General features: G+C 35.1%; 19 protein-coding genes. 15 read left to right on the forward strand and 4 right to left on the reverse strand.

Annotated features, from left to right (window positions below; genetic code table 11):
* Nucleotides 1-2 precede the first annotated feature (2 nt).
* Complete coding sequence (locus tag NLJ82_RS05800) at nt 3-488, reverse strand: RNA polymerase sigma factor (protein WP_000823996.1); 486 nt, start codon at nt 486-488, stop codon at nt 3-5.
* A 136-nt stretch (nt 489-624) separates the two neighbouring features.
* On the opposite strand from NLJ82_RS05800, the gene NLJ82_RS05805 reads away from it, so the two are divergent.
* The 3 genes from NLJ82_RS05805 (at nt 625) to NLJ82_RS05815 (ending at nt 2,284) form a co-directional block, all read left to right on the forward strand.
* Nucleotides 625-1,524: an AraC family transcriptional regulator gene (locus NLJ82_RS05805; RefSeq protein WP_000446821.1), complete on the forward strand. Its 900-nt coding sequence runs from the start codon at nt 625-627 to the stop codon at nt 1,522-1,524.
* Nucleotides 1,525-1,583: 59 nt separating this feature from the next.
* Nucleotides 1,584-1,949, forward strand: coding sequence for a VOC family protein (locus NLJ82_RS05810; protein ID WP_012644261.1), 366 nt, complete (start codon nt 1,584-1,586; stop codon nt 1,947-1,949).
* A gap of 182 nt (nt 1,950-2,131) precedes the next feature.
* Entirely contained in the window at nt 2,132-2,284 is a 153-nt protein-coding gene (locus tag NLJ82_RS05815; protein WP_000394952.1) for a hypothetical protein, read from the forward strand.
* 373 nt (nt 2,285-2,657) lie between these two features.
* Here NLJ82_RS05815 and NLJ82_RS05820 read toward each other — a convergent pair whose 3' ends face one another.
* Together NLJ82_RS05820 and NLJ82_RS05825 are read right to left on the reverse strand one after the other, a co-directional pair.
* Entirely contained in the window at nt 2,658-4,400 is a 1,743-nt protein-coding gene (locus NLJ82_RS05820; RefSeq protein WP_001010461.1) for a sensor histidine kinase, read from the reverse strand.
* A gap of 9 nt (nt 4,401-4,409) precedes the next feature.
* Nucleotides 4,410-5,114: a response regulator transcription factor gene (locus NLJ82_RS05825; protein ID WP_000272691.1), complete on the reverse strand. Its 705-nt coding sequence runs from the start codon at nt 5,112-5,114 to the stop codon at nt 4,410-4,412.
* A 134-nt stretch (nt 5,115-5,248) separates the two neighbouring features.
* Here NLJ82_RS05825 and NLJ82_RS05830 point away from each other — a divergent pair, with 134 nt between their 5' ends.
* The 11 genes from NLJ82_RS05830 (at nt 5,249) to aceA (ending at nt 15,297) form a co-directional block, all read left to right on the forward strand.
* Complete coding sequence (locus tag NLJ82_RS05830; RefSeq protein WP_002027206.1) at nt 5,249-6,103, forward strand: CPBP family intramembrane glutamic endopeptidase; 855 nt, start codon at nt 5,249-5,251, stop codon at nt 6,101-6,103.
* 1 nt (nt 6,104) lies between these two features.
* A complete protein-coding gene (locus NLJ82_RS05835) occupies nt 6,105-6,461 on the forward strand; it encodes a hypothetical protein (protein ID WP_000750873.1) in 357 nt (118 codons plus the stop codon).
* Nucleotides 6,462-6,492: 31 nt separating this feature from the next.
* Entirely contained in the window at nt 6,493-6,792 is a 300-nt protein-coding gene (locus NLJ82_RS05840; protein WP_001006054.1) for a hypothetical protein, read from the forward strand.
* An 11-nt stretch (nt 6,793-6,803) separates the two neighbouring features.
* On the forward strand, nt 6,804-6,992 hold the full coding sequence (locus tag NLJ82_RS05845; RefSeq protein WP_000949420.1) for a hypothetical protein: 189 nt from the start codon (nt 6,804-6,806) through the stop codon (nt 6,990-6,992).
* Between the two features lie 134 nt (nt 6,993-7,126).
* A complete protein-coding gene (locus NLJ82_RS05850) occupies nt 7,127-8,392 on the forward strand; it encodes a M48 family metallopeptidase (RefSeq protein ID WP_001233300.1) in 1,266 nt (421 codons plus the stop codon).
* A 95-nt stretch (nt 8,393-8,487) separates the two neighbouring features.
* Nucleotides 8,488-9,390 (forward strand): DMT family transporter, encoded by a 903-nt coding sequence (locus tag NLJ82_RS05855; RefSeq protein ID WP_000469093.1) that lies wholly within the window; start codon nt 8,488-8,490, stop codon nt 9,388-9,390.
* Nucleotides 9,391-9,474: 84 nt separating this feature from the next.
* Nucleotides 9,475-10,146, forward strand: a complete 672-nt coding sequence (locus tag NLJ82_RS05860; protein ID WP_001208789.1) for an S-layer homology domain-containing protein — start codon at nt 9,475-9,477, stop codon at nt 10,144-10,146.
* Nucleotides 10,147-10,557: 411 nt separating this feature from the next.
* On the forward strand, nt 10,558-11,217 hold the full coding sequence (locus tag NLJ82_RS05865) for an S-layer homology domain-containing protein (RefSeq protein WP_000739939.1): 660 nt from the start codon (nt 10,558-10,560) through the stop codon (nt 11,215-11,217).
* Nucleotides 11,218-11,556: 339 nt separating this feature from the next.
* Nucleotides 11,557-12,216: an S-layer homology domain-containing protein gene (locus NLJ82_RS05870; protein ID WP_000726287.1), complete on the forward strand. Its 660-nt coding sequence runs from the start codon at nt 11,557-11,559 to the stop codon at nt 12,214-12,216.
* A gap of 190 nt (nt 12,217-12,406) precedes the next feature.
* Nucleotides 12,407-13,996 (forward strand): malate synthase A, encoded by a 1,590-nt coding sequence (aceB, locus tag NLJ82_RS05875; RefSeq protein ID WP_000107303.1) that lies wholly within the window; start codon nt 12,407-12,409, stop codon nt 13,994-13,996.
* 23 nt (nt 13,997-14,019) lie between these two features.
* Nucleotides 14,020-15,297: an isocitrate lyase gene (gene aceA, locus NLJ82_RS05880; protein WP_000787353.1), complete on the forward strand. Its 1,278-nt coding sequence runs from the start codon at nt 14,020-14,022 to the stop codon at nt 15,295-15,297.
* Between the two features lie 183 nt (nt 15,298-15,480).
* Here aceA and NLJ82_RS05885 read toward each other — a convergent pair whose 3' ends face one another.
* Nucleotides 15,481-16,272 carry a phosphotransferase gene (locus NLJ82_RS05885; RefSeq protein WP_000074035.1) on the reverse strand — a complete coding sequence of 264 codons (792 nt, stop codon included), beginning with the start codon at nt 16,270-16,272 and terminating at the stop codon, nt 15,481-15,483.
* A 352-nt stretch (nt 16,273-16,624) separates the two neighbouring features.
* Here NLJ82_RS05885 and cspA point away from each other — a divergent pair, with 352 nt between their 5' ends.
* Complete coding sequence (gene cspA, locus NLJ82_RS05890; protein ID WP_000301518.1) at nt 16,625-16,828, forward strand: RNA chaperone/antiterminator CspA; 204 nt, start codon at nt 16,625-16,627, stop codon at nt 16,826-16,828.
* The last annotated feature ends 65 nt before the right edge of the window (nt 16,829-16,893 follow it).

Here is a 16,893-nt window from a genome sequence, read left to right on the forward strand (position 1 = left end):
TATCACTCCTTTATGCTTTTCATTTCTTTTCGACCACGGTGTAATTCAATTTTCACTTTCGCTAGTGAGAGACCGGTCATCTCTGCTATTTCTTTATATGAGAATCCGTAGTAATCTCGTAGTAACAGAACATTTCGTCTTTCAAGCGGAAGAGAAGATAAACCTTCTAACCAACTAGCAATCTCATGTTTTATGAAATAAGAGTGCTCTGTACTTGGCACGTTTGGTAAATGGAATTCTTCCACTGTAGTTGTTTTATATTTTTTCTCTTTTCGATACCAATCGATAAAGGCGTTGTAGGCAATTGTAAATAACCACGGTCTAATTTCTTCGCCTTTGTAATAGTCAATATGGACGAGCATGCGGTAAAAGGTTTCTTGCATGAGATCTTCAGCAAAATGGGAATCTCCGGTTAGGGAGAGAAGATAGCGAAATAAATCTTGCATATGTTCTGAATAAATTTCTTCTAATGATTGTTTACGTTTCACTACATTTCCCTCCCTTCACACATAACAACGAAAAACATATAAAAAAGTTACAATTTTTATGGAATTATAGTAAAAAACGTCAAGAATTGGATAAGATTCTCTTTTATCATAATACATATAAGGCGGGTGAACAGAGATGGAAAGCTATGAAACACAAATTCAAAGGTCCATTGATTATATCGAGGAAGATGTAATGGAAAAACAGACGCTGCGTAAGTTAGCTCGCATTGCAGGTTTTTCTGAGTCGCATTTTCATCGTGTATTCCAGGCGTTAGTAGGTGATACGGTAATGGAGTATGTTCGGAAGAGGAGGTTAGCCCGGGCAGCTTATCAACTTTCTCATACGGATGAAAAAATTATTGATATCGCATTTGAACATGGCTTTCAATCTCACGAAACGTTCACGAGAGCCTTTAAAAAATTATTTCAAATGACACCGAGTGAATATCGAAAGCAGGAAATAGAAACACCGATGTATTACAGCGTGAATGTAAAGCAAAGAAAATTAAATCCGTATTTAGGAGGCATACAAATGGAATATCGTATTGTAAATAAACCGGAATTTTTAGTGGCGGGTTATGAACTGAAGACGACAAGTAAAGAAGGGAAGAACCATCAAGACATTCCAGCATTTTGGCAAGAATATTTACAAAAAGATCTTGGAACGACAATTCCGAATCGTAAAGATACGAGCCAATGGGTAGAGCTTGGATTATGTACTGATTTTAATTTAGAAACAGGGGACTTCACTTATATTATCGGAATGGAAGTCACAGACTTTGAAAATGTACCAAATGAAATTGCAAAGCGCACGTTCCCGGCAGCAACATATGCGGTATTTACAACGCCGAAAGTTCCTCATGAAGAAATGGTATCGTCTATTCACCAAACGTGGAATGCAGTATTCTCAGAGTGGTTCCCGCATTCAGGATACGAACATTGCGGCGTTACAGAGTTTGAATTATACGATGAGCGTTGTCACGAAGATAAAAGTGAGTTCGCTCAAGTAGAGCTTTGGATACCGGTGAAGAAATAATAGGGTAAGAGCGAATCATTGGGAGGTGGTTCGCTTTTTTATAAAGGGAGAGTGGGAATATGTTCAAAAAACTAGAATGTGTATCTATACATACGAAGGATATAGAAAAATCCGTTTCTTTTTATAAAGAAATGGGAATGGAGCAAAACTGGGTTATAGAAAGAGAACTAGAAGAAGGGGTTATTTGGACGTTAATCGGATTGAAGTTTCCAGATGAGAAAAGTTCGGAGTTAGTAATAAGCAATCATCCGGATATTCATTTTATGGAAGTCGAAGTATTAGTAGAAGATGTGCAACAAACGTATGAAAGTTTAAAAGATACTAAAGATGTTAAATGGATTCGTGAACCATTTCCAACAGAATCAGGACACGTTGCGGTAATGGAAGCACCTGATGAGAATGTGTTTGTATTGGTAGGAAAATAGCTGAAATATGGAGTGACCTTTCATAGTGAGTTATGAAAGGTTATTTTTTATGAGTGGATTGTTAAATTTGTATTGCTTTATATGTAATACATTTGAAAATGGTAAAATAAAATAGCAATTAAATATTGCGGGTGGAAGGTTACGCCCTTTCTTCATTTGGTGAAGAAAGGAGGTGTAATCGTATGGAATTTCTTTTGCAAATTTTGTTGGAAATCACAAAAACTATAGCTAGAGAAGGTATAGTTATGGGATTTAAGAAATTAACGACAAAAAAGCGCAAAAAGAAGACCACCCGTCTGCCTGCGAAGCGTGGGAAGTCTTCTAAGCGCAAATAAGCTTTAGTTGCAACCTTCCACCTTGCGGTAATTCGTTGCAGTGACGGGGTGTTGGAAGCACCTCGTCTACTTCATTTTATGCAAAACTTAGTTAGTTTATACTTCTATTTATAGTATAACAGTTTAGAAATGTATTTGTTAATAGTTTTATTTTTACTTTGTATAGTAGAGGAAGTAGGTTAGCGTTGTCGATTTTTGTCGGTAAGTCGATATATCTAGAAAATCGCTGATATATTTTGATTTGCGCCGATATATTTGAAAAATCGCCGATATAATTTCATATATCGCTAAAACAACTCAGAAAGATGGTCTATATCATTTCATATACCGCTAAACTCTCCCAAAAAAGAAAAGACGCCACATAGCGCCTTTTCTACGAACGAAACGGAAACACAAGTATAATTGTCGTTCCTTTTCCTAGTTCGCTATCGATAGAAATCGTTCCGTTATGAGCATGAACGAGCTGCTTTGTAATAGCGAGGCCAAGTCCCGTTCCGATGTTGCTTTCTTCTGTATTTGTTCCTCTGTAATATCGCTCAAATAGAAGCTCTTTCGTTTTATCATCCATTCCTTTTCCGTTATCTGAAATAGAGAGTGTAAATGAAGTAGCATTTTGTGAAAGCTTTACAATTACATTAGTCGTTTCATTATTATGTTTTACAGCGTTTACGAGTAAGTTTTCAATAATACGCTGGAACCATTTTTCTTCAATGAAATATTGAATTTTATTTGAGCTTGGTACGAATTCAATATTTTGATTTTGAAGTGTCGGATTATTAATGAATTGTAATAATACTTTTTGGACGAATTGATTCATTTCAATGTTTACATGCTGCGCAGGAAGACTATTATTTTTTAATTGATACGTTAAGCTTAAGTCATCAATTAGTGTGGTCATATATTGAGATTTCTCTTTCATAACGCTGCCAAATTGCTGAATGTCACGATCGGTCCAGTTATACTGTTTTGATTCTAGTAATAATGCGTAGCCGTATATAGAACTTAGTGGTGTTTTTAAATCGTGCGTTAGACCAGTAATCCATTCTTCACGTGTTTGCTGCAGTACTTGCCTCATTGCATCATTTTTTTTGAGTGTAATAGAAAGGTGCTCTAGTGAATTTGTAACATCACTAAATAAGCGGAATGACCATTTTTCTTTACCAGATTTCCTGAACCTGATAGGTTTTCCTTTTTTACTAACAGGCTCTTCGTACTTTCCACCAGCTATGTTTTTAAGCCAGCGCATCGCATGTAATAACGGTTTTCCAAATTTATTACCGTACCAAATAGAAAGAATGACTAAATAAACAAATACGATAAGAAGGATTAATCCGCATCCGATTAGAAACTTTTTAGCAAATACATCGTCTATTTCATCATCTGGGTAGTAGTACTCATTTTTGGCAGTTACAACGAGAAGATGATTGCTATTTGTGTCGTAAAAGCTAGACGTGTTTTCTTTATGGTTCCACGGTTCCTTTTCGCTAAGAGCAGCTTGTATGACAGAAAACGTTTTTTTCTTTCCATCTGGATAGGAGAATACTTCTTCGCCGCCACTATTAAAGATTTGAAGAGTAGCCTTTTCTTTAGAAAGTAACTGTTTTTCTTCTTCTGTTAATGCGAATGAATCTGTAGATACAGAAGGGTGCTCTTTCTGTATCGTTTTCAGTAATACATTGCTTTTTAACATACCGCCGTAAATAACAAGTACGTTTTTTTCTTCTAATTCAATTTCCCAATATGTAAATGTATAAGGACTTTCTATGTGATTCTGTATATACGAGAATAAAGATGTTTTCGTATAAGATGTCGGTACGTCATTTGGCGTATTAAACTGATAGAGAACTTTTCCGTTTTCCTCTACAACTTGAATCCAATCATTTTTCTCTTTAATTAAGTCTTTTATTTCAGCTTTTAACGAAATATCGCCATCTTCTGAAGAAATGTATCTTGCAATCATAAAATTTTCAGCATCTGGAATGTTCGGTTCGTATGAAGTACTCGTAACAAGAAAAATTAAATACGTGAATGCAGCTACTACAGCAATCAGTAATGTAACTAAAACAAATACGTGTTGCATGATAAACTGGATAATAAGTCGTTTATTAAAGTTCATATCGTCACCCTACTTTGTAATGAACTTATAGCCAAGCCCGCGAACGGTTTTTATATATTCGGGTTTACTTGGGTCTTGTTCGATTTTTTCACGTAGTTTTCGAATGTGGACCATAACGGTATTGTCATCGCCATTGTAGGCAGGTGCTCCCCAAACTTTCTCGTATATTTCTTCTTTTGAAAATACGTAGTTCGGATTCTCGCAAAAGAAGAGTAATAGCTGAAATAGCTGGGCGGAACATTCGACAACACGCCCATTTACTGTAAGCTCTGCGGAATATCGATCAATTTCAAATCTACCAAATGAACTGGATTGTGCTTTTTGTTCGTGTGGCATAACTTGCTTCATATGTCTTCGGAGTTGTGCTTTCATACGAGCTACTACTTCAAGTGGATTAAATGGCTTCGTAATATAATCATCTGCACCGTGTGAAAATCCAGATATTTTATCTAAATCAGATGTTTTAGCTGTGAGGAAGAAGATAGGGCAATCTGTTTTTTTGCGAATGATTGGACAAATATCAAAACCAGATTGTCCAGGAAGCATGACATCTAAAATAATTAAATCGTAATCGTTTTGCTGAGTAAGAGATAAAGCCATTTCAGCTGATGTTGCAGTTGTAATATGAGAAAAACCTTCTTTTTCAAGAATGGTAGTTAGTAATTGTAAAATTGCTGTTTCATCATCAACGAGCAAAATATTTGCTTCATACATAAAAATCCCTCCTAATTTCCTCGAATATCATATCATCTTTCGGTAACTTATGGAATTTTTAAGGAAATTTTAAGGTTTTCTTTCTCAAAAAATTAAGAATCAAATGATATGATAAAAGTAACATAGGGGAGGAGATGAGTGTGAATCCGTTTCAAACGATGCGAGCTAGATATTTTTTAATTGTATTTGCACTATTAACTGTAGTTGCAAGAGCCAGTAATGAATTGATAGAAAATACATTTCATATGCAAAATTCTACTTTTATAAATATTCTTATATTCTATATCCTGCCGATTATGTGGATCTTTTTTGAGTATAAAAAACACCGTGTTGCATTTTCATTATTTATTAATAGAAATGAAACATTTAACCTGGTGCAAGTTTTATACATTACGATTATGTTATGTGTGTTTAGTTATGGATATCTTATTTTGTACATGTATAGCTTTGCATGGATTACACCGACATTTATTATGAACGCATTACGCGAACCGATTATGGATAGCACTGGAGGATATGTTTATCAAGTTATTATGGTCGTATTCATCGCACCAATTATTGGGGAATTTGTTTTTCGCGGATTTTTACTGCAACGCTTCGCAGCAAAATGGGGAACGAGTATAGCAATCATTGTTGTAGCGATATTATTTGCATTGTTACACGTTGATTTTCTAGGCGCAGTTGTATTTAGCATTGTACTATCAATCGTATATATTCGTACGAATAGCTTACTCATGCCAATTGCTATTCACATGTTAAACAATGCATTTGTAATTGGTCTTTCTTTTCTAATAAATAAAGAAGAGATAATGAGTTTTGCAGATTTCTCAAATTATACGACGTTCTTTCCAGGACTTATTATTTTTATAACAGGATTAAACTTAGTACTCATCTTTTTATTTGTTAACCGCAAGTATTGGAGTAAAGAAATGCCCGCTATATATGTAGAGCAGGAAAAAAGTTTTTCAGACGTAGTGGGGAGTAAATGAGATGAAGAAGACGATTGAAAAAATATTGAAAGACATTATAGATGCTACGTCTCTTACAGATATGTGTGATAAAAGCGTTTGTCATTGGCTGCAACCTGTAGTAGATACGATTGTGTTTCCAGAGTATTACTTATTTTCTAGTACGCATGTAAAAGAAAATATTATTTCTCTTCTCATTGTGTTAGGAGTTTTACTACTATTTGGTCTAATTGTAGAAGAAATGATGAAGCGCATCTTCAGAAAGAATGAAGAGAAGTATATGTGGGTTCATAAAGTATTCGAGAAAGTAATAGTGGCTTTCCTTTTGTTTTATAGTATGAAAGCAATCATTTACTTTATAGCCTTGAAACATCATTAATTCAAAATGTGAAAGGGATGTATAAAATTATATGAATGAAACAATATCATCAAATAAGTTTTTTTATTTGATTGTGCTTAGTATAGTGCTAATAACGACAGTCAACGTTATTCTTCGCTGGGAGGAAGCTTATTTCTTTATGTATTTAGCACTTCATTTGCTAGGGATTTTATGTATTAGTGGCGGTGTAGTTGCTGAAAAAAAGAGTGAAGAAAGCGTTAATTATATGTGTGTGACCGGCCTTATTTTACTTTTAGCTGTACAAGGTATTATGAAATATAGTTCTTTTTCTTTACAAGATTTTAGCTTATTAATGGATGTACTTCCTTAAGGAGGCACGTTATGTTATCTAAGAAGCAAATAGGATATGTACTAGTTTTAATTGGATTTTTTACGCTTATTGTAACGACTTTATTTTTTCAAGACTATGAATATATACGCTATATAAAAGGCGCTGGTTTAATATGCTGGGTTGTAAGTACGTTTCTTATCCCAGAGTATGAACCGAAGAAAGCGTCTAAAGGTAGGTAAAACTCTTCTATTTGTAGAAGAGTTTTTTTATGTAAATAAAAGGATCTCGAGCAATTCGCGTAATAAGCTTGTTCTAATTTAGCATGTACGAACTTACAATAATAATAGACAGGCAGCATAGAGGAGGGAATAGCGTGAGGAAGGTTATCGGGTGGTCGCTTTTTTTGTACGTTGGGTTTGCGTTATTTATATATTGGTATTTACTTGGATGGAATCATGAACTAATTCCTGACATGTACAAAGGAACGAGTGCAGATCCAGAAACGTTTATGAATGCAAGAGAGCTTACGCTAAGCCAAGATTATTCGCGCGTGAAAAATTTACTGTATTTTTTAGCGACGCCTCTTGAATGGATTATTTTATTATTTGTACTTGTGCTCGGTATTTCAAAAAAGTTTGAGAAATGGTCGAAGGAAACGACGAAAATAAGTGTCCTGCAAGTTGCGATTTATTTCTTTTATTTATCATTACTTACAACAGTTCTTGCCCTGCCAATGCAATGGATTAGCCGAAAAGTGTCCGTTGATTACGGCATTTCAACGCAAAGTACACAAAGCTGGATAAAAGATCATGTTATCGGTTTTTGGGAGAGCTATGCGACTATGTTAATTGTAGTTACGGTTCTTCTATGGCTTATCCGTAAATTCCCGAAGAGATGGTGGTTAGCAGGGTGGGCGCTCTCTGTTCCGTTTACAATCTTTTTAACATTTATACAACCTGTTGTGATTGATCCGCTATATAACGATTTCTCGACGCTGAAAAATAAAGAGTTAGAAACGAAAATTTTAGCGATGGCAGATAAAGCTGACATTCCGGCAAAACACGTATATGAAGTAAATATGTCGGAAAAAACGAATGCGTTAAATGCTTACGTAACAGGAATTGGGCCTAATGCCCGAATTGTAATGTGGGATACAACGCTTAAGCAATTAAAAGATAAAGAGATTTTATTTATAATGGCCCATGAAATGGGGCATTATGTTATGAAACATATATATTGGGGCGTTGCGAGTTATGTGTTGCTATCGTTTATAGGGATGTACCTCATTAGTCGTATTATAAATATGTGTATTCGAAAATGGGGGGATACGCTGCAAATTTCAAAAGCAGCATGTTTCTCAATTTTACCTTTATTTTTCTTAATTTCTTCTGTCCTCTCTTTTGTATCACAACCAGCAACAAACTATGTTTCTCGTATAGAAGAACGAGCGGCAGACCAATATGCTTTAGACATGACGAAGGACGGGAAATCTGGTGTAAAAACGTTTCAATATTTATCAAAAACGAGTTTAAGCCAAGTAAATCCTCCTGCGTTAGTGAAGTTTTTCTTATACACACATCCACCAATTTTCGAAAGAATTCATACATTTGAACAATATGAAAAGGAAAAGAAGCGGTAGTGTACTGCTTCTTTTTTTATGCGTTATTCGAGTTTTGGAAAATTATAGTGTATAATATATGGAATATTCAGTGAAATGTTTAGGAGGTTAATATTTTGTTTCATTCAAAATCAATGCCGGCTATAAAAATGATCCTTTCGATGTCTATTTTCGGATCAATTGGATTTTTCTCTGTTCAAACAGGTTTACCGTCTTTTGAATTAGTATTCGTTCGTTGTATTTGTGCGACTATATTTTTAGCATTATGTTGGCTCGTAACAGGACAATATAAAAGTGAGCAATGGAATAAAAAAGAAGTCATGCAAATATTAGCATGCGGTGTATTTCTCGTTTTTAACTGGGTATTTTTATTTAAAGCATTTGAAGTTATGTCGATTACAATTGCGATTTCAGTTTATCATCTAGCACCCATTATCGTATTAATGATTGGTAGTATTGTATTTAAAGAGAGACTTACAATGTTTGCTGTTTTGTCCATTGTTATTTGTTTTATCGGTACAGTGTTAGTGGCTGGAGTAGATGGAAGTCTATCACTTGAAAAACTGATGTCATCTGGCATGGTATGGGCACTACTTGCGGCACTATTTTATGCTTTTACTACTTTACTAGGAAAAGGAATTCAGCATACGAGCGCCTATGCGATGACATTTTTACAAACATTTTTAGGTATATTTTTATTGCTACCATTCGTAGACTTTGGCAAGTTTCAAGGGTTAACAGAGATGAATTGGATGATGATTACAGCGACAGGTCTTATACATACGGGATTTGTATATTACTTATTTTTTGACAGTTTAAGAGATTTATCGACGAGATTAATTTCTGTATTAGTGTTCTTAGATCCTGCGGTTGCAATACTATTAGATACAGTCTTTACCGGGTTTAGACCGACTAGTATGCAAATAGTAGGAATTATTCTTATATTTGTAGGAATGGCATTTACTTTTCGAAAAACGAAGGATGAAAAAATAGTAGTAGAAGAAAAATTCTATTCTTAATTGTAAATAATTATGTTGAAATGAATTTATAATTTTCAGATTTATTGTATAATATAATTTGCAGGGAAATAAAGGAAAAGGTAGATGAGAGAGATGAAAAAGCTAGTAAAGATAGCGACATCGTTAACACTAATGGGAGGAATATTTGTAGGTGCAAATGGTGTGTCTGCAAATACAGATATTATCCAAAAATCTAGTCCTAATATTATGATAAAGTTTGATGATATAACAACAGATCATTGGGCATATGATGAAATTACAAATTTAGTACATCATCGCATTATGTATGGCTATGGAAATGGTAAGTTTGGGACGGAAGATCATATAACACGTGAACAAGCGGCAGCAGTATTGTACCGCGCACTTCATGTGAAAAGAAGTGCGACTATTGGAAATCCATATGGAGATATTAGTGCGAAATCAACCATGTTCCCTTACGAAATTTTACGCTTAACACAGCTTAGTATTTTTAAAGGAGACGAAAATGGGAATTTCCGTCCGAAAGATACATTGACCCGTGCAGAATTAGCACAAATTTTAACGAAAGCATATGATTTGAAAACAAAGAGTCCACATACATTTACAGATATACCAGAAAATCATTGGGCAAGGGATGCAATTAGCGTATTGCAGTCTAATAAAGTAGCGGTAGGAACAGGAGATGGCAAGTTCCAGCCTGAAATGCTCGTTACACGTGGGCAATTTGCAAAGTTTTTACAACGATCAATTGATAATTCTCCAGGGAAAATGGAATAGATAAAGAGAAAGCTCATAATTTGTGGAAGAGGTATCTTTCGCTCATTATGAGCTTTTGTTAATAGAGAGGCTACTATTGTCGTATGTTGTAGTTAAGTCGATATAATTGCATTTTTTGTCTAGAAAATGAACTCTTAAAACGTGAAGGATTTCTTTTGAAAAAAGTAGAATATTTATATTATAGAAACACCTTTACATGAATACAGGAAAGAAAATTAGTTTGCGTACAATTCGGTATAAAAATTGAAATTGAGAGCGAATTGGCTCTCCTTTAGTAGTGATTTTCACAATAATAGATTTTTTAAATGTAATATATTGCATAAATGGTGCAAAGGCAACATATGTAATATTGGAAAGGATTTCAGTCTATTATTTTCCGTTTTTTCAAATGGAGGTAAAGGGGAGAGGGCAATGAAGAAGAACATGTTACGTATAATGGCAACGGTAACTATTATGGGTGGTTTGTTTGTAAGTACGAATGTTCCCAACGTAAAAGCAGAAGAATATCCAGAAATGATTGTGTTTGATGATGTTCCAGTAAACTACTGGGCATATGACGATATAATGGATGTAGTATACAATAAAGTAATGTTAGGGTATGGAAATGGTAAGTTTGGTGTAGGTGATAATGTAACAAGAGAACAAGTAGCAGCAGTGCTGTATCGTACATTGAATTTGAAAAGGGAAGGTCCTTTAAAAAATCCATACAAAGATATTTCTGAGAGAGCAACAATGTTTTTAGATGAAATTTTAGTATTAACAGAGCATGGTATTTTTAAAGGTGATGAAAAAGGAAACTTTAGACCAACTGCACCAGTAACACGCGCAGAAATGGCACAAATTCTTACGAATGCATTTACATTTGAGGTGAAGAAGAACCATACATTTAAAGATGTACCAAATAATCATTGGGCAAAAAATGCGATTAGTGCACTACAGTCTAATCATGTCATAGTAGGAACAGGAAATGGGAAATTTGAACCGAATAAAGTTGTAACACGTGAGCAATATGCAACGTTTTTAAATAGAGCTGTTTTTTATTTTCCAGTAAAAGATGAAGATTATGAATGAAAGTTAAAATATAAGGATGTTTAAGTTATATCAATATAATATATATCGAGAAAAAAGCGCGGGAATTCCACGCTTTTTTCTTATTTAAAATTATTTGTAATTATATCGATTTTCTATTCGTAATTTAGTTTTTCGATTTTAGTGGATAAGAAGAGTTTGAATAAAGTAACTTTTTATTGTTTAAATATACGGTTTAGTAACTTTATTGTTAATAACGTGTAAATAAAAGTATGTGAAATATAGTTCATAAATTAGACAAAAATCACATGAAAATTATATTGTTACGCTTCCATTAATTCTTTATATTAGAAAAAAATATGTTTTTAGGGAGAGAATACTTTGAAGAAAAAGTTTTTAAAAGTAGCAACAGCTTTAACAATTATGGGTGGAGTGGCATTTAGTGCTGAAGGGACAATAGCAAAAGCTGAATTAGCTGCAAAGCCACAACAAGCAAGTCAGGCATTCTTTAAAGATGTACCAGCAGGACATTGGTCTTATGAAGCAATTCAAACTTTAGCAGAACAAGAAATTATGCTTGGTTATGGAAATGGTGTGTTCGGTTTTGGACATAACGTAACACGTGAACAAGTAGCCGCTTTAATTTATCGCACAATGGATTTCAGTGAAGTATTCGAGGAAGGCGATATTCTTGAAAATCCATACAAAGATATTAATGAAAGATCAACAATGTTCTTAGAAGAAATTTTAGTATTAACAGAATTAGGTATCTTTAATGGTGATGGAACTGGAAACTTTAGACCGAAAGATACATTAACACGTGCAGAAATGGCACAAGTGCTTACAGTAGCATATGAGTTAGAAGTAAAAGAAACAAAAGGATTTAAAGATGTACCAAAAGGACATTGGGCAGAAAATGCGATTAATGCAGTAGGTTCAAATGGTATTTCGGTAGGAGATGGAAAGGGTAACTTTGCTCCAAACATGAAAGTAACACGTGAACAATATGCGCAATTCTTATTTAAAACAATTTTTGAATAAATAATAGAAAAAGAAGCTGGTGTTGTATAACACCAGCTTCTTTTTTATGTGTAATACCGGTGGAAGAATACAGTTTTACAAAAAAACAATTAAATTTTCAAAAAAAAACTTCCTTTTCTGAAGATTTGTTATATAATATAAAACATAAAATCAAATCTGTTATAAAACAGTTTAAGAAGGGGATGCTAATATGTCGACGCAAACTTCACGGGTTACATTGCCCGGAGAAATGTTGCCAGCGTACAACGAAATATTGACACCTGAGGCGCTTAGTTTTTTGAAGGAACTACATGGAAATTTCAATGAGCGCCGCATAGAACTTTTACAAAAGCGTGCGGAGAAACAAAAGAGAATTGATGCAGGGGAGTTTCCGAAGTTTTTAGAAGAAACGAAGCACATACGTGAAGCTGATTGGACAATTGCTAAATTGCCAAAAGATTTAGAGGATCGCCGCGTAGAGATTACTGGCCCGGTAGATAGAAAGATGGTTATTAACGCTTTAAATTCAGGAGCACATCTTTTTATGGCGGATTTTGAAGATTCGAATTCACCAACTTGGGAAAATGCGATTGAAGGTCAAATAAACTTACGAGATGCAGTAAAGGGAACGATTTCACATAAAAATGAAAACGGAAAAGAATATCATTTAAATAGTAAAACAGCAGTATTAATTGTGCGTCCAAGAGGATGGCATTTAGAAGAAAAACATATGCAAGTTGACGGAAAGAATATGTCTGGTAGCTTAGTAGATTTTGGACTTTATTTTTTCCATAATGCGAAAGCTCTTTTAGCAAAAGGAAGCGGTCCATACTTTTACTTACCGAAAATGGAAAGCCATTTAGAAGCAAGGTTATGGAATGATGTTTTCGTATTTGCTCAAAAATATATCGGTATTCCAAACGGAACGATCAAAGCCACGGTGTTACTGGAAACGATACATGCTTCGTTTGAAATGGATGAAATTTTGTATGAGCTTAAAGATCATTCTGCTGGATTAAATTGCGGAAGATGGGATTATATTTTTAGTTTTCTAAAGGGTTTCCGTAATCATAATCAATTTTTACTTCCAGATAGAGCGCAAGTCACGATGACGGCGCCATTTATGCGCGCGTATTCTTTGAAAGTCATTCAAACATGTCACCGTCGTAATGCACCAGCTATTGGAGGAATGGCAGCACAAATTCCAATTAAAAACAATCCAGAAGCAAATGAAGCAGCTTTTGAAAAAGTTCGTGCGGATAAGGAGCGCGAAGCTTTAGACGGTCATGACGGGACTTGGGTTGCCCACCCGGGACTTGTACCAGTCGCGATGGAAGTATTTAATCACATTATGAAAACGCCGAATCAAATTTTTAGAAAACGTGAAGAAATACATGTTACAGAAAAGGATTTATTAGAAGTACCAGTGGGAACGATTACAGAAGAGGGTCTTCGTCTGAATATTAGCGTAGGTATTCAATATATTGCATCTTGGTTAAGCGGCCGAGGAGCAGCACCAATTTATAACTTAATGGAAGATGCAGCAACAGCGGAAATTTCTAGGGCACAAGTATGGCAATGGATTCGCCATGAAGGTGGAAAATTAAATGATGGCCGTAATATTACACTTGAATTAATGGAAGAGCTAAAAGAAGAAGAGTTAGCAAAAATAGAAAGAGAGATTGGTAAAGAAGCCTTTAAGGAAGGGAGATTCCAAGAGGCGACAACGTTGTTTACAAATCTCGTTCGGAATGATGAATTCGTACCATTTTTAACATTACCGGGTTATGAAATTTTATAAAAAGTGAAAAGGGGATGGAACAAATGAAAAACGAAAGAATCGAGAAATTACAAGAGAGCTGGGAACTAGATACGCGTTGGAAAGGGATCACACGTCCATATTCGGCAGAAGATGTAATTCGCTTGCGCGGATCGATTGATATTGAACATACGTTAGCTCGCCGCGGTGCTGAAAAGCTTTGGGCGTCGCTTCATACAGAAGATTACATTAACGCACTTGGTGCATTAACAGGAAACCAAGCGATGCAGCAAGTAAAAGCTGGTTTAAAAGCAATTTACTTAAGTGGTTGGCAAGTAGCAGCAGATGCAAACCTTTCTGGACATATGTATCCAGACCAAAGTTTATATCCAGCAAATAGCGTACCTGCTGTAGTAAAACGAATTAATCAAACGCTTCAACGTGCGGATCAAATTCAGCATATGGAAGGAGGCGGTGATACAGATTATTTCGTACCAATTGTAGCAGATGCAGAAGCTGGATTTGGCGGACAATTAAACGTATTTGAACTGATGAAAGGTATGATTGAAGCGGGTGCATCAGGTGTGCACTTTGAAGATCAATTATCTTCAGAGAAAAAATGCGGTCATTTGGGCGGAAAAGTATTACTACCGACGCAAACAGCGGTGCGTAATTTAATTTCGGCACGCCTTGCGGCAGACGTAATGGGAGTACCGACAATTATCGTTGCAAGAACAGATGCGGATGCAGCAGATTTAATTACGAGCGATATCGATCCTGTTGATAAAGCGTTTATTACAGGAGAAAGAACACCAGAAGGATTTTACCGTACGAAAGCAGGTCTTGACCAAGCGATTGCACGTGGTTTAGCATACGCTCCTTACGCAGACCTCGTTTGGTGTGAAACATCTGAACCAAATTTAGAAGATGCAAAACGATTTGCGGACGCAATTCATAAAGAGCATCCAGGGAAATTGCTTGCATACAATTGTTCCCCTTCATTTAACTGGAAACAAAAACTAGATGAGAAAACAATTGCGAGCTTCCAAAAAGAAATCGCATCTTACGGTTATAAGTTCCAGTTCGTAACACTTGCTGGATTCCACTCATTAAACTACGGCATGTTCGAATTAGCACGCGGCTATAAAGAGCGCGGCATGGCAGCTTACTCTGAACTACAACAAGCAGAATTCGCAGCAGAAAAACACGGCTACTCTGCAACTCGCCATCAACGAGAAGTAGGAACAGGTTACTTTGATGAAGTAGCACAGGTGATTACAGGTGGTACTTCATCAACGACAGCATTAAAAGGATCTACAGAAGAAGCACAGTTTACGAAATAAAAGGAAGGGGCCCCTTTTTGAAGGGTGCCTCTTATTATTTTTCGCACGATTCGAGAGTAAATAAAAATATATCGACGATTTTTTCGATATATCTATCATAACTTAAAATATATCAACGATTTTTCAAATATATCGACGATTCGACAAAGGATATCGACTTACCGACAAAAAAAGACAATATGATCAAATCCACTCAGCTCCATGATCACGAATAAACTTCATATCTTTTTCATAATGCTCTAAATGTCCTTCGTCAATCATTCTTTGGAAATTGATGTCGCCTTCGTTTGCTTTTCTTTTCATATATGTACATAATGCTTCTAGACGTAGTAGTACCATACCTAAGTAATCTTCATCCATACTTTTACCGTAGGACTGGACGAATAATTTTATTCTTTCTTTCATACGGTCAGCATGTTGTGCCGATTTATAATGAATTGTCTCGCCTGATTCCGTATAATAAACTCTACTTAAAGGCACACAAGTATAAAGTGTATAAGCGATATCCCAACTTCTTGGTCCAGGGGCAGCGACATCGAAATCAATAATTCCTACTGGCTTCTCTTTATTAAATATAATGTTATATATAGCAAAATCATTGTGGCATAAAACCTCAATATTATTTGGGGTATGGTCCATAGGTTTCCAATCATCTAATAACGGAAAGTCACTTACAGCATCATGATAAAGGCGAAGCATCTTTGCTATTTCTTTTAACACATCATTAGATCGCATATATTCTTTTAAAGGATAATTCCCAGCCTCTCCTTCAATAAAAGATAAAATCTCTCTATTTTTCTCATCTATACCTAAAAACTTTGGTGCGTAATGAAAACTTTTGTTTTCTAAATGCTGTAATAACTTATGAATTTGTGCGCTGTCTGGCTTCAATTCTCGCCGAACAGTATTTTTAGAACGATATACGTTTGAGACGTTTCCCCCTGTAAGCTTTTCTTCGTTTGTGTAGTTTGACATTTCATCCCCTCCAGTAAGTACTGTCAGATTACATTTTAACACGTAGAAAAAGGAATATAGTGGCATTCGAAAGATTTGTTTATTTTTATTCAAATAAGATATTGATAATTGCATACGTGATTTAATTTGTCAGTTATTTTCAAAAAAGATTGTACATTTTATTTTAATGTGCTATGATAATGTCAGTTGAATAGTTAAATTAAGCAATCCATATATTATCAAGTGCTGAAAACGAACGAGAAAAAGTATGTGAGAACTAGTTTATGTTTCGTATTTGATAATGTGTGGATTCTTTTTTTAGATAGGAAAACTAAAAATTTAAAAAAATGTATTTTCTTAGGAGGAAATAATTATGGCAGTAACAGGACAAGTAAAATGGTTTAACAACGAAAAAGGCTTCGGTTTCATCGAAGTTCCAGGCGAAAACGACGTATTCGTACATTTCTCTGCAATCGAAACTGACGGTTTCAAATCTCTAGAAGAAGGTCAAAAAGTTAGCTTCGAAATCGAAGATGGTAACCGTGGACCTCAAGCTAAAAACGTAATCAAACTATAATTTTATAGTTGATGATGGAAAAAAGGATGGCTAATGCCATCCTTTTTTTAGGTTGTGGAGAAAGT

It is taken from the genome of Bacillus paranthracis (assembly GCF_024296885.1).
GTDB lineage: Bacteria > Bacillota > Bacilli > Bacillales > Bacillaceae_G > Bacillus_A > Bacillus_A paranthracis.